Here is a 19,348-nt window from a genome sequence, read left to right as displayed (position 1 = left end):
GTGGGAAAATAGCGGTTATTTGACGCACTAACGGACGTGGTAAGTGACTGGTTCATCCCTGCCAATGGTGGTAGCATGAAGTTTGTCACTAATCCCACGTTTCGTGGGGTTTTGATTTTGTGCCAAGTGTACCAATTTAACGACGGTTGGTTAGATGGTTACACAATATTTTGAAAACTAAATGAATTCATTTTCGTATGTGATCTTTCGTGTGGGTCACCACTGCGAATAAGGGAACTAGAATGCCTGTTATTACGCTTCCTGATGGAAGTCAGCGTCAATATGATCGTGCCGTTTCTCCTTTTGATGTGGCACTGGATATTGGTCCGGGTCTGGCGAAAGCCTGTATCGCGGGCCGCGTTAACGGTGAACTGGTGGATGCCAGCGATCTGATCGACTCTGATGCACAATTGGCGATTATTACCGCCAAGGATCAAGAGGGGCTGGAGATCCTGCGCCACTCTTGTGCGCATCTGTTGGGACACGCCATTAAGCAACTGTGGCCGGATACCAAAATGGCGATCGGCCCGGTCATCGATAATGGTTTTTACTATGACGTTGATTTAGATCGCACGCTGACGCAGGAAGATATCGATCTGCTTGAAAAACGCATGTATGAACTGACCGACAAAGATTACGACGTTATCAAGAAAAAGGTCAGTTGGCAGGAAGCGCGTGATGTCTTCGCTGCGCGTGGCGAGACCTATAAGGTCGCCATTCTGGATGAAAACATCAGCCACGACGATCGTCCCGGCTTGTATCACCACGAAGAATACATCGACATGTGTCGTGGTCCGCATGTGCCCAATATGCGTTTCTGCCATCATTTCAAATTGCAGAAAACCTCGGGTGCTTATTGGCGTGGCGATAGCAAAAACAAGATGTTACAGCGTATCTACGGTACGGCTTGGGCAGACAAGAAACAGTTGGGTGCCTATTTGCAGCGTCTGGAAGAAGCCACCAAGCGCGATCACCGTAAAATTGGCAAACAGCTCGACCTGTATCATATGCAGGAAGAAGCACCAGGCATGGTGTTCTGGCACAACGATGGCTGGACGGTATTCCGTGAACTGGAAGCTTTTGTGCGCATGAAGCTCAAAGAGTACCAGTATCAGGAAGTGAAAGGGCCCTTTATGATGGACCGCGTGCTGTGGGAAAAAACCGGGCACTGGGAAAACTACAAAGAAGCCATGTTCACCACTTCGTCAGAGAACCGGGAATATTGCATCAAGCCGATGAACTGCCCGGGGCATGTGCAGATTTTCAATCAGGGGTTAAAATCTTACCGCGATTTGCCGCTGCGCATGGCCGAATTCGGCAGTTGCCACCGCAACGAACCGTCAGGCTCGCTGCATGGGTTGATGCGTGTGCGCGGATTTACGCAGGATGACGCCCATATCTTCTGTACCGAAGAACAGGTTCGTGCAGAAGTGAATAGCTGTATCAAGATGGTGTACGACATGTACAGCACCTTCGGCTTTGAAAAAATCGTCGTTAAGCTTTCCACCCGCCCTGAAAAGCGCATCGGTAGCGATGAGATGTGGGATCGCGCTGAGCACGATTTGGCGGCTGCGCTGAAAGAGAACGGGATTCCGTTTGATGATCAGCAGGGTGAGGGAGCATTCTATGGTCCGAAAATTGAATTTACTTTGCATGATTGTTTGGATCGCGCCTGGCAATGTGGTACGGTGCAGCTCGACTTTTCACTGCCGGGCCGTTTAAACGCCTCTTACGTGGGCGAAAGTAACGAGCGCCAAGTGCCGGTGATGATTCACCGCGCCATATTGGGCTCCATGGAGCGCTTCATCGGTATTCTTACCGAGGAGTTCGCCGGATTCTTCCCAACTTGGTTGGCGCCGGTGCAAGCTATGGTGATGAATATCACCGATGGACAGTCCGAATATGTCAGTGAATTGACGCGAAAACTGCAAGATGCAGGTATTCGTGTAAAAGCGGACTTGAGAAATGAGAAAATAGGCTTTAAAATCCGCGAGCACACTTTGCGACGTGTTCCCTATATGCTTGTTTGCGGTGATAAAGAGGTTGAAGCGGGCAAAGTGGCAGTTCGCACCCGTCGCGGCAAAGATTTGGGAAGCATCGACGTTAACGAAGTGATCAAGCAGCTGCAACAAGAAATTCGCAGCCGTAGTCTTCATCAGTTGGAGGAATAAGGTATAAAAGGCGGAAAACGAGTTCAGCCGGCGCGTCCTAATCGCATCAATAGAGAAATTCGCGCGCAAGAAGTACGTCTAACAGGCGTCGATGGCGAGCAGATTGGCATTGTCAGTCTGAATGAAGCGTTAGAGAAAGCCGAGGAAGCAGGTGTTGATTTAGTTGAAATCAGTCCTAACGCCGAGCCGCCGGTTTGCCGAATCATGGATTACGGCAAGTTCCTCTACGAGAAGAGTAAGGCCACCAAGGAACAGAAGAAGAAACAAAAAGTTATCCAGGTTAAGGAAATCAAATTCCGTCCTGGTACCGATGATGGCGACTATCAGGTTAAACTACGCAACCTGGTTCGCTTTCTGGAAGACGGTGACAAGGCCAAAATCACCCTGCGTTTTCGCGGACGTGAAATGGCGCACCAACAGATTGGTATCGAAGTGCTTAACCGTGTTCGTGACGATCTGAGTGAACTGGCAGTGGTCGAATCCTTCCCTACGAAGATCGAAGGCCGCCAGATGATCATGGTGCTTGCACCGAAGAAGAAACAGTAAGGCATTCAAGTAATAGAACCCGTGCTGTGTCCGCATCGCGCGGGTTTTGTTCGCCTTAGCTGATTCATTATATCAACAATGCGAAGTGGAAATTAACATGCCAAAGATCAAAACAGTACGTGGTGCCGCTAAACGCTTTAAAAAGACCGCCAAAGGTGGTTTTAAGCGTAAGCATGCTAACCTGCGTCATATTCTGACCAAAAAAGCGACTAAACGTAAACGTCATCTGCGTCCGAAGGGTATGGTCTCCAAAGGGGATCTGGGCTTGGTTGTCGCATGTTTGCCGTACACATAAGTAACCTTTTTGAATCAAGAATAAGACGTTAGGAGAGAGCATATGGCTCGCGTAAAACGTGGTGTGGTTGCTCGTGCACGTCACAAGAAAATTCTGAAACAAGCGAAAGGTTACTACGGTGCCCGTTCGCGCGTTTATCGTGTTGCCTTCCAAGCAGTAATCAAAGCTGGTCAGTACGCTTACCGTGACCGTCGTCAACGTAAACGTCAATTCCGCCAGCTGTGGATTGCACGTATCAATGCAGCAGCTCGCCAAAATGGCTTGTCTTACAGCAAATTCATCAACGGCCTGAAAAAAGCCTCTGTTGAAATCGACCGTAAGATTCTTGCTGATATCGCCGTATTCGACAAAGTGGCATTCTCTGCACTGGTTGAAAAAGCGAAAGCAGCCCTGGCGTAAGTCAGTGGAAAGAGGGAGCGTTGCTCCCTCTTTTCGTTTAAGGAGCAATCAGTGTGTCCTTTCTGTCACATTGAGCGATATCCATAACGGTTGTGATTGACTTTTTATCCGGGTCGATTTCCAATAAGACAGTGCTGTTTGTAGTAACATTTTTACCGTAAACGTGCCCGCCGATAGGCTGTTGGCGATAAACATCGACACTGATGACGCGCAAGCGTATTGACATTAAGGTAACGCAAGTATGACTACTGCTATTTTCCGTTTCTTTTTTTACTTTAGCACCTGATCTCAGGCTTTGCGCGTAAGAAAAGAAACGAAAAATAGCGCTTGAAGCCTCCCGCCGGGAGGCTTTTTTATGTGTGCCGGGCATGCCCGACAGCTTGGGGGTGAAAGTCCCCTGTACAGCCTGATGGTGGCGAAGGACTAGCGAAGTGCAAGGGCGTCATCGCGAGGTGGGGTCTGAAGGAAGCGTGGAGCAAAGCCATGACCTGACGAACAGAAACCTGATACAAGGCTCATCCGATCGGCAGAGCGAGCATATGATCGCGAAGGCCATAACCATCAAGGGTCGAGTGAGTAAATCAGGCAGGTGTGTGGTGAAGGCGGTCGGGCTTACCCCGGGAGGTCTGCATAGCGTCCTGCATTCAGGACTGAGCTCATCGTGAGGTGCGCTGATCGCTATGCAGAAGTCAGCAGAGGGCATAGTAGGGGAAACCTGAAGGCCCGAACAGTGATGAGTGGCGAGTATCGCCGGAGGTTCTGAACGGTCATGCAGCAAAAAACGCAATGCGACCCCGATGAGAGCAGAAGGGGTGAAGCCCCGACTCCTGCCCCATCAGGGGCTGAAACCGTCCAGACACAACCGGAGCGGGAAAGCCCGTCGTCCGGGGATAGTCTCATGGAGGTTATCCTCAACCAAGAAAATCTGAAGCAGGCGCTGAAAAGAGTAAAAGCCAACAAAGGCGCGCCGGGTGTGGACGGAATAAGCGTGAGCGAACTCCCCGACCATCTGAAACACCAGTGGCCGGAACTGCGGAGTAACCTGCTGGCTGGCAGATACAAACCTCAGCCCGTCCGCAGGGTGGACATACCGAAACCCGGGGGAGGAACCCGACAACTGGGAATCCCGACGGTAATGGACAGGTTCATCCAGCAGGCAGTGATGCAGGTGCTGCAAAGCCAGTGGGATCCGACCTTCAGTGAAAGCAGCTATGGGTTCCGCGTTGGCAGGTCAGCGCATCATGCGGTGAAGCGAGCAAAGAGATACGTGGAAGAAGGCAACCACTGGGTGGTGGACATCGACCTCGAAAAATTCTTTGACCGGGTAAACCACGATGTACTGATGAGCCGGGTGGCAAAGCGGATAACGGATAAGCGGGTGTTAAAGCTTATCCGGGCCTTCCTGAATGCTGTAATCATGCAGGCAGGGCTGGTCAGCCCACAGATGGAAGGCACACCGCAGGGTGGTCCGTTGTCGCCCCTGTTGTCGAATGTGTTGCTGGATGAACTGGATCGCGAGCTTGAAAAGCGTGGCCTGAAGCACGTCCGCTACGCAGACGACAGCAATATCTACGTCAGAAGCGAAAGAGCCGGTAAACGTGTGAAGGAAAGCATCACCCACTGGCTGGAGAAGAGACTGAAACTGAAGGTTAATGAGCGGAAAAGTGCGGTGTCGCCACCGTGCGAACGTAAGTTCCTGGGTTACAGCATCAGCTCCGGCAAAGGGAGAGCGTGGATCCTCATTGCCCCGGAGTCGATAAGACGGGCTAAATCCCGCCTGAGAGAGATAACCGGGCGCAGCAAAGGCCGCAGTCTGAACGAGTTACCGTCACTGACGCGCAACCTGCTGGGGTGGGTAAGAAGGAGGTTGCGCAGTCTGCTGTGGAAACAGTGGAAGAAAGGGCGGACTCGTTATAGCGAGCTCAGGGTGAGAGGGGTCGGTAAGGACCTTGCAGCCCAGATAGTGGGCAGTTGTCACAAGCAATGGCGGATCAGTCAGTTACCAGCGCTGTGCATAGCCCTACCAAATAGACTGTTCAGAGAAATGGGCCTGCCGGATATATAAGGTGGGCGACGATTAACATATAGCCAACCGACTTAAAAATGATTACAACAGATGCCCTGATATGCGGCAAAAAAGCATAGCTGGCTGTTATCAAAATAATGTCGGTTGGCTATAACTGAACCGCCGTATACGGATCCGTATGTACGGTGGTGTGGGAGGAAGCTGATCGTGAGAGCGGCTCCTATCCCTATTTGCGTTTGGTTCTAATCATGATAACTGGCCATACAGGCAGAAGAAGAGGAATGCAATGCCACATCTCGCAGAGCTGGTAGCGAATGCCAGAACAGCCATAGACGCGGCTCAGGATATTGCGACGCTGGATAATGTGCGTGTCGAATACCTAGGCAAAAAAGGGCATTTAACCCTGCAAATGACATCGCTACGCGATTTGCCCGCAGACGAACGCCCTGCGGCGGGTGCAGTCATCAACCAGGCGAAGCAGGATGTGCAAGAAGCGCTGAACGTCCGCAAACAAACGTTTGAGTCGGCGGTGCTGAACGCCCGTCTGGCAGCAGAAACCATCGATGTTTCCCTGCCGGGACGCACCATGGAAAACGGCGGTTTGCATCCGGTCACTCGTACCATCGATCGTATCGAAACCTTCTTCGGTGAGTTGGGTTTCTCGGTAGCCACTGGGCCGGAAATCGAAGATGCTTATTACAACTTCGATGCGTTGAATATTCCGGGGCACCACCCTGCGCGTGCCGATCATGACACCTTTTGGTTTGATGCTACGCGTTTGCTGCGTACCCAAACGTCGGGGGTGCAAATTCGCACCATGGAAAAACAACAGCCGCCGATCCGCATCATCGCGCCAGGCCGCGTCTATCGTAACGATTACGACCAAACCCATACGCCGATGTTCCATCAAATGGAAGGTCTGATCGTGGATAAAAACATCAGCTTTACCAACCTGAAAGGCACGCTGCACGATTTCCTGCGTAACTTCTTTGAAGAAGATTTGCAGGTGCGCTTCCGCCCGTCCTATTTCCCATTTACTGAACCGTCCGCAGAAGTGGATGTGATGGGTAAAAACGGCAAATGGCTTGAAGTGCTGGGCTGCGGCATGGTGCACCCTAACGTATTACATAACGTTGGCATCGATCCGGAAGTGTACTCCGGTTTCGCGTTTGGTATGGGGATGGAGCGTCTGACCATGTTGCGCTATGGCGTAATCGATTTGCGCGCATTCTTCGAAAACGCTCTTCGCTTCCTCAAACAGTTTAAGTAAGGCGGGTACAGCATTATGAAATTCAGTGAACATTGGCTGCGCGAGTGGGTTAACCCGGCGATCAGCAGTGACGAACTGTCAGAACAAATTACCATGGCCGGCCTGGAAGTGGATGGCGTTGAGGCAGTTGCGGGGGCGTTTCATGGTGTGGTCGTCGGCGAAGTCGTTGAATTCGGCCAGCATCCCAATGCCGATAAGCTGCACGTTACCAAAGTTAACGTAGGCGGTGAACGTCTGCTGGATATTGTGTGTGGCGCACCCAACTGCCGTCAGGGGCTACGCGTTGCTGTTGCAACGATTGGTGCTGTGCTGCCGGGCGATTTCAAAATCAAGGCCGCCAAGCTGCGCGGTGAACCTTCTGAAGGGATGTTGTGCTCGTTCTCCGAACTGGGCATTTCTGAAGACCACAGCGGCATTATCGAATTGCCGCTCGATGCGCCGATCGGCACTGACATCCGTGCCTATCTCGGGCTGGATGATAACGCCATCGAAATCAGCGTGACGCCTAACCGTGCCGACTGCTTGAGTATCATTGGCGTAGCCCGTGATGTTGCGGTGCTGAACCAACTGCCGCTGACGGCACCGGACATTACGCCGGTCGCCGCAACGGTTTCCGATACTTTCCCGATCCGCGTAGAGGCGTCTGACGCTTGCCCGCGCTATCTGGGACGCGTGGTGAAAGGTATTGATGTGAAGGCGGCAACGCCGCTGTGGATGCGCGAGAAGTTGCGTCGTTGCGGTATCCGCTCAATCGATGCCGTGGTGGATGTGACCAACTACGTGCTGCTGGAGTTAGGGCAACCGATGCACGCTTTCGATCTGGATCGCTTAGACGGCGGTATTGTGGTGCGTCTGGCACAAGAAGGTGAAACCCTGACGCTGCTGGATGGTAATGAAGCGACGTTGAATGCTGACACCCTAGTCATTGCCGATCACAACAAAGCGCTGGCAATGGGCGGTATTTTCGGCGGTGAACACTCTGGGGTTAACGGTGAAACCCGTAACGTGCTGCTCGAGTGTGCCTATTTCAATCCGCTGGCAATCACCGGGCGTGCGCGCCGTCACAGCTTGCATACCGATGCCTCGCACCGTTACGAACGTGGTGTCGATCCTGCGTTGCAATACAACGCGATGGAACGTGCGACCCAACTGCTGCTGAGTATTTGCGGTGGTAATGCCGGGCCGGTAATTGATGTAACCAATGACGCTCATTTACCTGCCCGTGCAACCATTACGCTGCGCAGAGAAAAACTGGACCGTTTGATTGGGCATGTCGTCCCAGACGAACAGGTAAGTGATATCCTGACTCGCCTCGGTTGCAGCGTGGTACGCACTGATGCAGGCTGGACTGCCGTAGCACCGAGCTGGCGTTTTGACATGGAGATTGAAGAGGATCTGGTGGAAGAGGTTGCCCGTGTTTACGGCTACAACAATATTCCCAATATCCCGACCCATGCGCCGCTCACCATGACATCGCACCGTGAAGCGGCGCTTTCGCTCAAGCGCGTGAAAACGCTGTTGGTTGACCGCGGTTATCAGGAAGCGATTACCTATAGCTTTGTCGATCCTAAAGTGCAATCGCTGATTCATCCTGGTGAAGAAGCGCTGATTCTGCCAAGCCCGATTTCCACCGAAATGTCAGCAATGCGTCTGTCGCTGTGGAGCGGTTTGCTTGGGGCGGTGGTGTATAACCAAAACCGCCAGCAGAGCCGTCTGCGCCTCTTTGAAAGCGGTTTAAGATTCGTTCCTGATAGTCAGGATAAACTCGGTATTCGTCAGGATCTTATGTTAGCTGGCGTGATTACCGGGAATCGCTATGATGAACATTGGGATCTGGCGCGTCAGACGGTTGACTTCTATGATCTTAAAGGCGATTTGGAAGCGCTACTGTCACTAACAGGTAAATTTTCGGAAATTGAGTTCAAAGCCGAATCACATCCGGCGTTGCATCCGGGCCAGAGCGCAGCGATTTATCTGGCAGGGGAACCGGTTGGTTTCATTGGCGTAATCCATCCAGAGCTGGAACGTAAGCTGGATCTGAATGGCCGTACTGTAGTGTTCGAATTGAGCTGGAACAAGGTCGCAAACCGCGTGCTTCCTGATGCGAGCGAAATTTCTCGCTACCCGTCGAACCGTCGTGATATCGCGGTTGTGGTAGCAGAAAACGTTTCGGCAGGCGAAGTTTTGTCAGAATGTAAGAAAGTTGGCGCAAATCAGTTGGTTGGCGTAAACTTGTTTGACGTGTACCGAGGCAAGGGCGTGGAAGAAGGGTATAAGAGCCTGGCGATCAGTCTGGTATTGCAAGATACCTCTCGTACACTGGCAGAAGAGGATATTGCTGCTACCGTATCACAATGCGTAGAGGCACTAAAACAGCGATTCCAAGCATCCTTGAGGGATTGAACCTATGGCGCTTACTAAAGCTGAAATGTCAGAATACCTGTTTGAAAAGCTCGGGCTGAGTAAACGGGATGCCAAAGAACTCGTCGAACTCTTTTTTGAAGAAGTTCGCCGTGCTCTGGAAAATGGTGAGCAGGTAAAGTTATCGGGGTTTGGTAATTTCGATCTGCGCGACAAGAACCAACGGCCGGGACGTAACCCTAAAACGGGTGAATATATTCCGATTACGGCGCGCAGGGTGGTCACCTTCCGTCCAGGGCAAAAGCTCAAAAGCAGAGTTGAGAACGCCTCTCCCAAGGAGTAGTTCTTACATGCAATTCACAAAAAGGCCGCGTCAGCGGCCTTAATGAGAGATGGTCACCCCCACCCTGTGAGCGGTACGCTAACAGGGTGTTTTTCTTTCTGAAGGGGATCATCATGTGTATTAGTCGCGACTAGATCTGACACTGGACCTTGAAAGGTTGAGAGTTACCGGTTTTGATATGGGTGTCTAATCCTTAAACAAAACGCGAGGTAACTCTCATGCTTCATACTAACAATCCCATTATCAAACACAAAGCCGGCCTGCTCAATCTCGCCGAAGAACTCGGTAACGTATCAAAAGCCTGCAAGAGCATGGGCGTGTCACGCGATACATTTTACCGTTATCAGGAACTGGCTGCTGAAGGCGCCATTGATGCGCTGGTTAACCAGAACCGCCGGGTTCCGAACCTGAAGAACCGCGCCGACGAAGCCACTGAACGCACGGTTGTTGATTATGCTATTGAGTTCCCGCCCCATGGGCAGCACCGGACCAGTAATGAGCTGTGTAAAAAAGGCGTGTTTATCTCCGGCAGCGGCGTGCGCTCCATCTGGCAACGACACGACCTGGAGAACTTCCGTAAACGCCTGAAGGCGCTTGAGGAAAAGGTCGCCAGAGAAGGCATTGTCCTTACCGACGCTCAAATCGCAGCCCTGGAGAAGAAGGCGCACGATGATGAGGCCTGCGGTGAAATCGAGACGGCACATCCCGGGTATCTGGGCTCACAGGACACCTTCTACGTGGGCAATCTGAAGGGGGTGGGCCGTATCTACCAGCAGACGTTCGTGGATACGTACTCGAAAGTGGCACACTGCAAGCTGTATACGAATAAAACACCGCTCACCGCCGCCGACCTGCTCAATGATAGCGTACTCCCGTTCTACGAGGCTCAGGGACTGCCGGTGCTGAGAATACTGACCGACAGGGGTACGGAGTACTGTGGTAAAGTGGAGCAGCATGATTATCAGCTTTATCTGGCTATCAACGATATCGAGCATACGAAAACGAAGGCGATGTCTCCGCAGACGAACGGCATCTGCGAGCGCTTCCATAAAACCATTTTGCAGGATTTTTATCAGGTTACGTTCCGCAAGAAGTTATATGGAGACCTGGAAAGTCTGCAGGTAGATCTGGACAACTGGTTGTGGCATTACAATAATGAGCGAACTCATCAGGGAAAAATGTGCTGCGGGCGTACGCCGATGGCCACTTTACTCGATGGAAAACGGAGCTGGGTAGAAAAGAATCTGAACCAGATGTAATCTGACAGACACCCACCTGTATAAATAATCGGTAACTGTCAGATCAGGTCTGAGCTAGTACACATCATGCAAAACGTTACGCTTATTGGTATCGATCTCGGTAAACATTCCTTCCACGTTCACTGTCAGAACGAAAAAGGTCATGCGCTGCTGCGTAAAAAGTTTTCCCGCACTCAGCTGATTCATTTTCTTGCATTCTGCAAGGCGGCGACCGTGGTGATGGAGTCCTGCGGCGGTGCACACTTCATGGCTTGCCGAGTCGCTGATTTAGGCAGTGAGGCAAAGTTGATTTCCCCACAGTTCGTTCGCCCTTTTGTTAAGAGTAACAAGAACGATTTTGTTGATGCAGAAGCTATCTGCGAAGCAGCTTCCCGGCCCTCCATGCGCTTTGTAAACCCCCGCACGGAAGACCAGCAGGCAATGGCTGTCCTACATCGGGTCCGTGGCTCGCTGATACGGCAACGCGTTAAAACCACCAACCAGATGCATGCTTTTTTACTGGAGTTTGGTGTCAGTCTGCCTCGCGGTATTGCCGTGATACGGCGTCTGGCCGCGGTGCTGGAAGAAAATTACTTCCCACCTTATCTGGCAAGGGTTCTGAGCAGACTTCACAGCCAGTATATTTACCTCAACGGGGAAATTGATGAAATCGATATAGCCAAGCGACATTATTTTGATAACAATTAGCTGTATTTTTTGCCACATATCAGGGCATTGGCTGTAATCATTTTTAAGTCGGTTGGCTATATCCAGATGCTTACCAAAAAGAACGTGCAGAGCGTTTTTGGCGTTTGTCAGAAGGCCATTTGGCAAGCTCTTAAAAAGCTGGGATTGACCTATAAAAAAACTCTACGTCATCCGAAAGCCGACGAAAGCGCCCGGCAAGCATTTCAACAAAAAATACAACAGTATGAAAAAGAAGGTAAGCCTATTGTTTTTATTGATGAAAGTGGTTTTCCACACGATACCCCACGGACTCACGGCTATTCCCCAAAAGGTCAACGGTGTTTTGGTCTGAAGAACGGGGGAGCCAAGGGAAGAACAAATGTTATCGGCGCGTTATTAGGCACAACGCTGTTTGCTATCGGATTATTTGATATCAATATTAACAGCGATGTTTTCTATTCCTGGGTCACACAAGTCCTTATTCCAGTACTCCCTAAAAACAGGGTAATCGTGATGGAGAATGCAACTTTTCACAAAAAACATAATATTCAACAAGTCATCATCGATGCAGGGTATATGGTGGAGTATTTGCCTACGTATTCGCCAGATCTTAACCCAATTGAGCATAAATGGGCACAAGTAAAAAGCAAAAAAAGAGAGAGTGGTTGCGATACAGAGATTTTGTTTTCAGTTCATATGGTGTAATCAAAATTAAGTCGCTTTGCTATACGTAGTGCATTCACAGAGTAGGCTTTGTCAGCCAGTACTGCATGGCCACGACGCTTCATGCTGCCGTTCTGGCGTTGCACGCCAATTCCGTCCAGGAGTCGTAACGCAAACAGGCTTTCGTGACCCTGCCCAGCACTCAGTACGATGTTTAGTGGGATGCCGCTTCCGTCAGTCGCCATGTGGATTTTGGTGCCATAACCACCTCGTGAGCGACCCAGGCTATTATCGTTGGTAATATCGAGATGTTTTTTTGAGCGCCAGCTGCACATTTGAGCGCACGGATATTACTGCCATCCAGCGCAGTGGCTGACCAGTCAACAAGTCCATGAGCATCAAGAAATGAAGGTAACTTATTGAAAATAAAGTTAATGATTCCAGACTTTGACCATCTATTGAAACGGTTATAAACGGTTTTCCATGGGCCGTAACGTTCAGGTAAATCACGCCATGGTGCGCCTGAACACAGTATCCAGAACATGCCGTTGAAGATTTTTCGATGTTCTGCCCACGGCCGGCCGGCCCGCGGAGGTGTCAAAACGGTTGGCAACAAGGGCTCAATGATTGCCCATGCTTCATCAGAAATATCGTAGCGAGCCATAATCAAAAGTGTCGTAGAAACAGATGGATACTATAGCTCAAGCAATTAAGGGACACAGCCTAGCACAAAAAGCGCAAAAGCGACTACAGAGCCTGCTTTGGCGAGTTGCGCGATTGTAAATACTTCCTGTGATATAAGTTATGCTTTACCCTATTTTGTAGTGCGGAGTGGTGAATAATACAGCATAAAATAAATTTGCATAAAAAATCGGCAACGCGAATTCAGGTGATGATCCTGCACCTTTTACTGTCACTTCGGGCATAATAACACTAGGGTTTTACCCTACACGCCGCACAGCGAGGAGAAGCGTATGCAAGCACAGGATCGGGCACACATCGAACAGTTTCTTGAAGCTATGTGGCTAGAACGAAACCTGGCTGACAACACGCTGATTTCTTACCGGCGAGATTTAACCGCACTGGCCGATTGGCTGGAGCGTGCCGACAGTGATTTATTGCAGGTGCAGGCGCTTGATCTGCAAGCTTATCTTGCCGAACGAGTGGAAGGGGGATACAAAGCGACCAGTTCGGCGCGTTTGCTGAGTGCCATGCGTCGCTTTTTTCAGTATTTATACCGGGAAAAACGTCGTAGTGACGACCCCAGCGCAGTATTGTCTTCTCCCAAATTGCCCCAGCGCTTGCCCAAAGATCTCAGCGAAGCGCAGGTGAGTGCGTTGTTGCAAGCGCCCTGTGTGGATGAACCGCTTGAGCTGCGCGATAAAGCTATGCTTGAGGTGCTTTATGCCACGGGGCTACGCGTCTCGGAACTGGTGGGGCTGACCATTGCTGATGTCAGTTTACGCCAGGGCGTCGTACGGGTGATTGGTAAAGGCAATAAAGAACGGCTGGTGCCGCTGGGGGAAGAGGCTATTTACTGGCTGGAGCGCTACCTCGAGCACGGCAGGCCCTGGCTGCTGAACGGACAACCGCTTGATGTGCTGTTTCCGAGCTCCAGGGTGCAGCAGATGACACGCCAAACCTTTTGGCACCGTATCAAACACTATGCCGTGCTGGCATCCATTGACAGTGAAAGGCTTTCGCCGCATGTTTTACGCCATGCATTCGCTACGCACTTGCTGAACCACGGGGCTGATTTGCGTGTCGTACAGATGTTGTTGGGGCATAGCGATCTTTCAACAACGCAAATTTATACGCACGTTGCCACTGAACGGCTGAAGCAGTTGCATCAACAGCATCATCCGCGCGCCTGACATTGCAGGCGACATAAGGGCCAGACGGCTAAACGCGCCCTTTACAGGCGGAATACATCATGAACGGGACTGAATACGATGAAAAAAGGGCTAATGGCGCTTTCTTTACTGCTCGCGGCGACGAGTAGCGCAGTACACGCTGACGACGTGGCGATTAAACAGACACTGATCAAACTGGGCATTGAAAAGATGGATATCCAGCCTGCGCCCGTCGCTGGCCTTAAAACGGTGCTGACGGAAAGCGGCGTACTTTACGTAACGGAAGATGGTAAACATTTGCTGCAAGGGCAGCTCTACGACGTGGATGGCGGCACGCCGGTGAACGTGACCAACCAGATTCTGAAAGGAAAACTGGATGCCTTGCAGGATCAAATGATCGTCTACAAAGCGACGCAGGAAAAACATGTGATTACTGTTTTCACCGATATCACCTGCGGTTACTGCCACAAACTGCATGAGCAGATGAAAGACTATAACGATCTGGGTATTACCGTTCGTTATCTGGCTTTCCCGCGTCAGGGGCTGAATTCGCCGACGGAAAAGGACATGCAGTCTATCTGGTGCACCGCTAACCGTAACAAAGTGTATGACGCCGCGTCGCGCGGTGAGGCTATCTCCCCGGCAACCTGCAAGACCAATATCGGTGCGCATTATGAACTCGGTATTCAGTTCGGTGTGCAAGGTACGCCAGCGATTGTGCTGGAGGACGGCACCGTGGTTCCGGGTTATCAGGCACCGAAAGAGATGTTAGCCATGCTGAACGCGCATCGTGCTGCGGCTAAGCCGGGCGAATAAATTGTTGTCAGGTTGCCCCATTAAAAGCGATAACGTGTAATGCACGCCGTCACGCAGTGGAATTGAAAATAAAGTGGAATTAAAAACCATACTCCGCCGGCGTCCGCTGGCGGAAGGCAGTGGACTTCCCGCAACGCTTCCTCCGTTACTACGCCGTCTGTACGCGCAGCGAGGTGTCACCGGGGGGCAGGAATTGGATCGCAGCCTACGCGGCCTGCTCGATTATCGCCTGCTCGATGGCATTGACGACGCGGTAGTGTTGTTGCAACAGGCGCTGGCAGAACAACGGCGCATCGTCGTCGTCGGTGATTTTGACGCCGATGGCGCGACCAGCACCGCGCTTACCGTGCTGGCACTGCGCAGCATGGGCGGTAGCCAGGTGACCTATCTGGTGCCGAACCGTTTTGAAGATGGCTATGGCCTGAGCCCGGAAGTGGTGGTGCAGGCCGAGAAGCTGGGCGCAGAGCTGATCCTGACGGTGGATAACGGTATTTCATCCCATGCCGGCGTGGATGATGCGCACCATCGTGGTATTCAGGTGTTGGTGACTGACCATCACCTGCCGGGGGAAACGTTGCCCGCCGCTGATGCGATAATTAACCCCAATTTGTGCGACTGTGCCTTTCCTTCTAAATCGCTGGCCGGCGTCGGCGTGGCGTTTTACCTGATGATGGCGCTGTTTGTGCGTCTGCGCGACAGCGGCTGGTTTAGCCAAAAAGGATTGGCGGAACCAAAACTGGCGGAACTGCTCGATTTGGTGGCGCTAGGCACAGTGGCCGACGTGGTGCCACTCGATGCCAACAACCGTATACTGGTATCGCAAGGGCTGAATCGCATTCGTGCCGGTAAATGTCGCCCTGGCATTCGCGCCTTGTTGGAAATCGCCAACCGCGATGCCAGCCAACTGGTAGCCAGCGATCTGGGCTTTGCGATTGGACCACGCCTGAATGCGGCAGGGCGTTTGGATGATATGTCGATTGGCGTGGCGCTGCTGCTGTGTGATGACATCGTCGACGCGCGGATGCAGGCCAGCGATCTGGATGCTCTCAATCTGGCGCGGCGTGAAATCGAGCAAGAGATGCAGGCGGAAGCCATGCAACTGTGCGAAAAGCTGGAACACGGCCTTGAACAACTGCCGCTGGGATTGGTGATGTACCATCCCGAATGGCATCAGGGCGTGGTCGGTATTTTGGCATCACGGCTTAAAGAGCGTTTTCATCGACCAGTGATTGCGTTCGCACCAGCGGGCGAAGGGGGGCTCAAGGGGTCTGGCCGTTCAATACCCGGTCTGCATTTGCGCGATGCTCTGGAACGCCTGGATACTCGCTATCCGGGGATGATGGTTAAATTTGGCGGTCACGCGATGGCGGCTGGACTATCGTTGGAAGAACATCAGTTTGATACCTTCCGTGAGCGCTTTGCTGAACTGGTCGGAGAGTGGCTGGATGAATCGCATCTGGAAGGGGTTATCTGGTCGGACGGTGAATTGATACAAACCGAACTGAATCTGGTGACGGCAGAGATGCTGCGCGATGCCGGACCGTGGGGACAAGCGTTTCCTGAACCCACGTTTGATGGGCGTTTTCGTATCTTGCAGCAGAAACTGTTGAAAGAGCGCCATTTGAAGCTGATGGTGGAGCCGGTTAATGGCGGGCCACTGCTGGACGGTATCGCGTTTAATGTGGATACCCGCTGCTGGCCCGACAGCAGCATTCGTGAGGCGGAACTGGCCTACCGCCTTGAGGTTAACGAATTTCGCGGTAAACGCAGCGTGCAATTGTTGATACAGCATTTGTGGCCGGTGTAGCGAGTCATCGCTCGTAGGGGTAAAATTGCGCCAGACGGCTGTAAAACTGGCGTATATTCCGCTAGAATCGTTCGTTTATATCCATTTTTTCTCCGTCGTTTGACGGCTAATGTAAGACGCTAATCATGTTTGAAATTAATCCGGTAAAAAACCGCATTCAGGACCTGTCTGACCGGACAGCTGTTCTGAGGGGGTATCTTTGACTATGATGCCAAGAAAGAACGCTTGGAAGAAGTAAACGCCGAGCTGGAACAGCCCGACGTCTGGAATGAACCTGAGCGTGCACAAGCGCTGGGCAAAGAGCGCTCCTCGCTGGAAGCGATCGTCGATACCATCGATCAGATGACACAGGGACTGGAAGACGTTTCCGGCCTACTCGAACTGGCGGTGGAAGAGGACGACGAAGAGACGTTCAACGACACCATCATTGAAGTGGACGCGCTGGAAGCCAAGCTGGCACAGCTCGAGTTCCACCGCATGTTCTCCTGCGAATACGACAGCGCCGACTGCTACCTCGATATTCAATCCGGCTCCGGCGGCACGGAAGCGCAAGACTGGGCCAGCATGCTGCTGCGCATGTACCTGCGTTGGGCAGAGAGCAAAGGCTTCAAGACCGAAGTGATTGAAGAGTCTGAAGGGGAAGTCGCGGGTCTCAAATCGGCTACCATCAAGATTATCGGTGACTACGCGTTTGGCTGGTTGCGCACCGAGACGGGCGTGCACCGTTTGGTGCGTAAGAGCCCGTTTGACTCCGGTGGTCGCCGCCATACTTCATTCAGTTCCGCGTTTGTGTATCCGGAAGTGGATGACGATATTGATATCGAAATCAACCCGGCAGATCTGCGTATTGACGTATATCGCGCCTCCGGTGCCGGTGGACAGCACGTTAACCGTACCGAATCTGCGGTGCGTATTACCCATATACCCACCAATATTGTTACCCAGTGTCAGAACGACCGTTCCCAGCACAAGAACAAAGATCAGGCGATGAAACAGCTGAAAGCGAAGTTGTACGAGTTTGAGATGCAAAAGAAAAACGCTGAGAAGCAGGTGCTGGAAGATAACAAGTCCGATATCGGTTGGGGCAGCCAGATTCGTTCCTACGTACTGGATGATTCCCGAATCAAAGACCTGCGCACCGGGGTGGAAACGCGTAATACCCAGGCTGTGCTGGATGGCGATCTGGACCGATTTGTTGAAGCAAGTTTAAAAGCGGGGTTATAACAAGTCACATGGCTGAGTCACAATCACAGGGTGCCGATCAGGCGCTGGATCTGAACAACGAATTGAAAGCGCGCCGCGAAAAGCTCTCGGCGCTGCGTGAACACGGTATCGCTTTTCCTAATGATTTCCGCCGTGATTCTACTTCTGATGCGCTGCACGCGGCTTACGACGATAAAGAAAACGAAGAGCTGGAAGCGCTGGGCATCGAAGTGGTCGTGGCGGGTCGTATGATGACGCGCCGCATCATGGGTAAAGCCTCGTTCGTGACGTTACAGGATGTGGGTGGCCGCATTCAGCTGTACGTGGCGCGTGACGATCTGGCGGAAGGCATCTACAACGAACAGTTCAAAAAATGGGATCTGGGCGATATTCTGGGCGCGCGCGGCAAGGTGTTCAAAACCAAGACCGGTGAGCTTTCCATCCATTGTACTGAACTGCGTTTGCTGACCAAGGCGCTGCGCCCGCTACCGGACAAATTCCACGGTCTGGCGGATCAGGAAACCCGTTATCGCCAACGCTATCTGGATCTGATCGCCAACGACGAATCGCGCAATACGTTCCGCGTGCGTTCGCAGATCATGTCTGGTATCCGCCGTTTCATGGTGGAGCGCGGGTTTATGGAAGTTGAAACCCCGATGATGCAGGTGATCCCCGGTGGTGCTTCCGCGCGTCCTTTTGTGACTCATCATAATGCGCTGGATATTGACATGTATCTGCGTATTGCGCCGGAACTGTACCTGAAGCGTCTGGTGGTTGGTGGTTTTGAACGCGTGTTCGAAATCAACCGTAATTTCCGTAACGAAGGGGTTTCGCCGCGTCATAACCCGGAATTTACCATGATGGAACTTTATATGGCCTATGCCGATTATAAAGATCTCATCGAGTTGACCGAGAGCTTGTTCCGTACCCTGACGCAAGACGTGCTGGGCAGCAGCACAGTGCCTTATGGCGATCAAACGTTTGATTTTGGTAAACCGTTTGAGAAGCTGACCATGCGCAAGGCTATCTGCAAATATCGTCCGGAAACCAACGTGGCGGATCTGGACGATTTCGATAAAGCGTCTGCCATTGCAACGTCTCTGGGGATCAAGATCGAAAAAGGCTGGGGTCTGGGCCGTATCGTGACCGAGATCTTCGAAGAAACCGCAGAAGCGAATCTGATCCAACCGACCTTTATCACCGAATATCCTGCGGAAGTTTCACCGTTGGCGCGTCGTAATGATGAAAACCCGGAAATCACCGATCGTTTTGAGTTCTTCATCGGTGGACGTGAAATTGGTAACGGCTTCTCCGAGTTGAACGACGCAGAAGATCAGGCAGAGCGCTTTGCAGATCAGGTACGCGCAAAGGATGCGGGCGACGACGAAGCCATGTTCTACGACGAAGACTACGTCACCGCGTTGGAACACGGTCTGCCGCCAACGGCGGGCCTAGGCATTGGCATCGACCGTATGGTGATGCTGTTTACCAACAGCCACACCATTCGTGACGTGATCCTGTTCCCGGCGATGCGTCCACAGAAGTAAACGTCTTCGAACGACTGACGCATAATGAACCCCATGCGTGCATGGGGTTTTTTTATCCGTTGTCATCCCGCGGGCCATGCTGGTAAATCTACAGAGAAAAATGCTACCGTCACGCTTCTGTTT

General features: G+C 51.9%; 17 protein-coding genes, 2 pseudogenes and 1 other annotated feature. Of the genes and pseudogenes, 17 read left to right on the top strand and 2 right to left on the bottom strand.

Annotated elements, in window-relative coordinates; translation table 11 throughout:
* The first annotated feature begins 242 nt into the window (after positions 1 to 242).
* The 6 genes from thrS to ltrA all read left to right on the top strand — a co-directional run bounded on the left by thrS (position 243) and on the right by ltrA (position 5,476).
* Complete coding sequence (thrS, locus tag ACD630_RS24305) at positions 243 to 2,171, top strand: threonine--tRNA ligase (protein WP_430360927.1); 1,929 nt, start codon at positions 243 to 245, stop codon at positions 2,169 to 2,171.
* A 3-nt stretch (positions 2,172 to 2,174) separates the two neighbouring features.
* A complete protein-coding gene (infC, locus tag ACD630_RS24300) occupies positions 2,175 to 2,717 on the top strand; it encodes a translation initiation factor IF-3 (protein WP_195313494.1) in 543 nt (180 codons plus the stop codon).
* A gap of 97 nt (positions 2,718 to 2,814) precedes the next feature.
* On the top strand, positions 2,815 to 3,012 hold the full coding sequence (rpmI, locus tag ACD630_RS24295) for a 50S ribosomal protein L35 (RefSeq protein ID WP_430360926.1): 198 nt from the start codon (positions 2,815 to 2,817) through the stop codon (positions 3,010 to 3,012).
* A gap of 42 nt (positions 3,013 to 3,054) precedes the next feature.
* Positions 3,055 to 3,411 (top strand): 50S ribosomal protein L20, encoded by a 357-nt coding sequence (gene rplT, locus ACD630_RS24290; protein WP_009112987.1) that lies wholly within the window; start codon positions 3,055 to 3,057, stop codon positions 3,409 to 3,411.
* Between the two features lie 236 nt (positions 3,412 to 3,647).
* Positions 3,648 to 3,769 (top strand) — a sequence feature (Phe leader region).
* Positions 3,653 to 3,697, top strand: coding sequence for a pheST operon leader peptide PheM (gene pheM, locus ACD630_RS24285; RefSeq protein WP_195313495.1), 45 nt, complete (start codon positions 3,653 to 3,655; stop codon positions 3,695 to 3,697). (Overlaps the previous feature by 45 nt.)
* Positions 3,770 to 4,309: 540 nt before the next feature.
* Entirely contained in the window at positions 4,310 to 5,476 is a 1,167-nt protein-coding gene (gene ltrA / locus ACD630_RS24280; RefSeq protein WP_430360925.1) for a group II intron reverse transcriptase/maturase, read from the top strand.
* Here ltrA and ACD630_RS24275 read toward each other — a convergent pair.
* Complete coding sequence (locus tag ACD630_RS24275) at positions 5,448 to 5,570, bottom strand: hypothetical protein (RefSeq protein WP_430360924.1); 123 nt, start codon at positions 5,568 to 5,570, stop codon at positions 5,448 to 5,450. The two genes, ltrA and ACD630_RS24275, sit on opposite strands and share 29 nt — an antisense overlap.
* A 153-nt stretch (positions 5,571 to 5,723) precedes the next feature.
* Here ACD630_RS24275 and pheS point away from each other — a divergent pair, with 153 nt between their 5' ends.
* From pheS to ACD630_RS24245, 6 genes and pseudogenes are all read left to right on the top strand, one after another.
* On the top strand, positions 5,724 to 6,707 hold the full coding sequence (gene pheS, locus ACD630_RS24270; protein ID WP_430360923.1) for a phenylalanine--tRNA ligase subunit alpha: 984 nt from the start codon (positions 5,724 to 5,726) through the stop codon (positions 6,705 to 6,707).
* A gap of 15 nt (positions 6,708 to 6,722) precedes the next feature.
* On the top strand, positions 6,723 to 9,110 hold the full coding sequence (pheT, locus tag ACD630_RS24265) for a phenylalanine--tRNA ligase subunit beta (protein WP_430360922.1): 2,388 nt from the start codon (positions 6,723 to 6,725) through the stop codon (positions 9,108 to 9,110).
* Positions 9,111 to 9,114: 4 nt separating this feature from the next.
* Entirely contained in the window at positions 9,115 to 9,411 is a 297-nt protein-coding gene (gene ihfA, locus ACD630_RS24260; protein ID WP_291973137.1) for an integration host factor subunit alpha, read from the top strand.
* Between the two features lie 218 nt (positions 9,412 to 9,629).
* Positions 9,630 to 10,670 carry an IS481 family transposase gene (locus ACD630_RS24255; protein ID WP_430360921.1) on the top strand — a complete coding sequence of 347 codons (1,041 nt, stop codon included), beginning with the start codon at positions 9,630 to 9,632 and terminating at the stop codon, positions 10,668 to 10,670.
* 66 nt (positions 10,671 to 10,736) lie between these two features.
* Positions 10,737 to 11,324 (top strand): annotated as a pseudogene (locus ACD630_RS24250) (IS110 family transposase); the annotation flags it as partial.
* 60 nt (positions 11,325 to 11,384) lie between these two features.
* Positions 11,385 to 12,041 (top strand): IS630 family transposase, encoded by a 657-nt coding sequence (locus tag ACD630_RS24245; RefSeq protein ID WP_430360920.1) that lies wholly within the window; start codon positions 11,385 to 11,387, stop codon positions 12,039 to 12,041.
* Between the two features lie 23 nt (positions 12,042 to 12,064).
* On the opposite strand, the pseudogene ACD630_RS24240 reads toward ACD630_RS24245, so the two are convergent.
* Positions 12,065 to 12,663, bottom strand: a pseudogene (locus tag ACD630_RS24240) (IS5 family transposase); the annotation flags it as partial.
* A 310-nt stretch (positions 12,664 to 12,973) separates the two neighbouring features.
* Between ACD630_RS24240 and xerD the strand changes: the two are divergent.
* The 5 genes from xerD to lysS all read left to right on the top strand — a co-directional run bounded on the left by xerD (position 12,974) and on the right by lysS (position 19,225).
* Positions 12,974 to 13,873 (top strand): site-specific tyrosine recombinase XerD, encoded by a 900-nt coding sequence (gene xerD, locus ACD630_RS24235; protein ID WP_430360919.1) that lies wholly within the window; start codon positions 12,974 to 12,976, stop codon positions 13,871 to 13,873.
* A 78-nt stretch (positions 13,874 to 13,951) separates the two neighbouring features.
* Complete coding sequence (gene dsbC, locus ACD630_RS24230) at positions 13,952 to 14,668, top strand: bifunctional protein-disulfide isomerase/oxidoreductase DsbC (RefSeq protein ID WP_430360918.1); 717 nt, start codon at positions 13,952 to 13,954, stop codon at positions 14,666 to 14,668.
* A 73-nt stretch (positions 14,669 to 14,741) separates the two neighbouring features.
* Entirely contained in the window at positions 14,742 to 16,475 is a 1,734-nt protein-coding gene (gene recJ, locus ACD630_RS24225) for a single-stranded-DNA-specific exonuclease RecJ (RefSeq protein WP_430360917.1), read from the top strand.
* Positions 16,476 to 16,600: 125 nt separating this feature from the next.
* A protein-coding gene (prfB, locus tag ACD630_RS24220) for a peptide chain release factor 2 (protein ID WP_430360916.1) occupies positions 16,601 to 17,699 on the top strand; the annotation gives its coding sequence in 2 pieces (ribosomal slippage) (positions 16,601 to 16,675 and positions 16,677 to 17,699; 1,098 coding nt in all).
* A gap of 8 nt (positions 17,700 to 17,707) precedes the next feature.
* Positions 17,708 to 19,225, top strand: coding sequence for a lysine--tRNA ligase (lysS, locus tag ACD630_RS24215; RefSeq protein WP_430360915.1), 1,518 nt, complete (start codon positions 17,708 to 17,710; stop codon positions 19,223 to 19,225).
* Positions 19,226 to 19,348 lie beyond the last annotated feature (123 nt).

It is taken from the genome of Symbiopectobacterium sp. RP, assembly GCF_050472005.1.
In the GTDB taxonomy this organism is placed as follows: Bacteria; Pseudomonadota; Gammaproteobacteria; order Enterobacterales; family Enterobacteriaceae; genus Symbiopectobacterium.
This window is presented reverse-complemented; position numbering and strand designations above follow the sequence as displayed.

Coding starts and splice junctions, on each gene's coding strand:
- thrS (WP_430360927.1), top strand. CDS start 243: ATGCCTGTTATTACGCTTCCTGATGGAAGTCAGCGTCAATATGATCGT.
- rpmI (WP_430360926.1), top strand. CDS start 2,815: ATGCCAAAGATCAAAACAGTACGTGGTGCCGCTAAACGCTTTAAAAAG.
- rplT (WP_009112987.1), top strand. CDS start 3,055: ATGGCTCGCGTAAAACGTGGTGTGGTTGCTCGTGCACGTCACAAGAAA.
- ltrA (WP_430360925.1), top strand. CDS start 4,310: ATGGAGGTTATCCTCAACCAAGAAAATCTGAAGCAGGCGCTGAAAAGA.
- pheS (WP_430360923.1), top strand. CDS start 5,724: ATGCCACATCTCGCAGAGCTGGTAGCGAATGCCAGAACAGCCATAGAC.
- pheT (WP_430360922.1), top strand. CDS start 6,723: ATGAAATTCAGTGAACATTGGCTGCGCGAGTGGGTTAACCCGGCGATC.
- ihfA (WP_291973137.1), top strand. CDS start 9,115: ATGGCGCTTACTAAAGCTGAAATGTCAGAATACCTGTTTGAAAAGCTC.
- ACD630_RS24255 (WP_430360921.1), top strand. CDS start 9,630: ATGCTTCATACTAACAATCCCATTATCAAACACAAAGCCGGCCTGCTC.
- xerD (WP_430360919.1), top strand. CDS start 12,974: ATGCAAGCACAGGATCGGGCACACATCGAACAGTTTCTTGAAGCTATG.
- dsbC (WP_430360918.1), top strand. CDS start 13,952: ATGAAAAAAGGGCTAATGGCGCTTTCTTTACTGCTCGCGGCGACGAGT.
- lysS (WP_430360915.1), top strand. CDS start 17,708: ATGGCTGAGTCACAATCACAGGGTGCCGATCAGGCGCTGGATCTGAAC.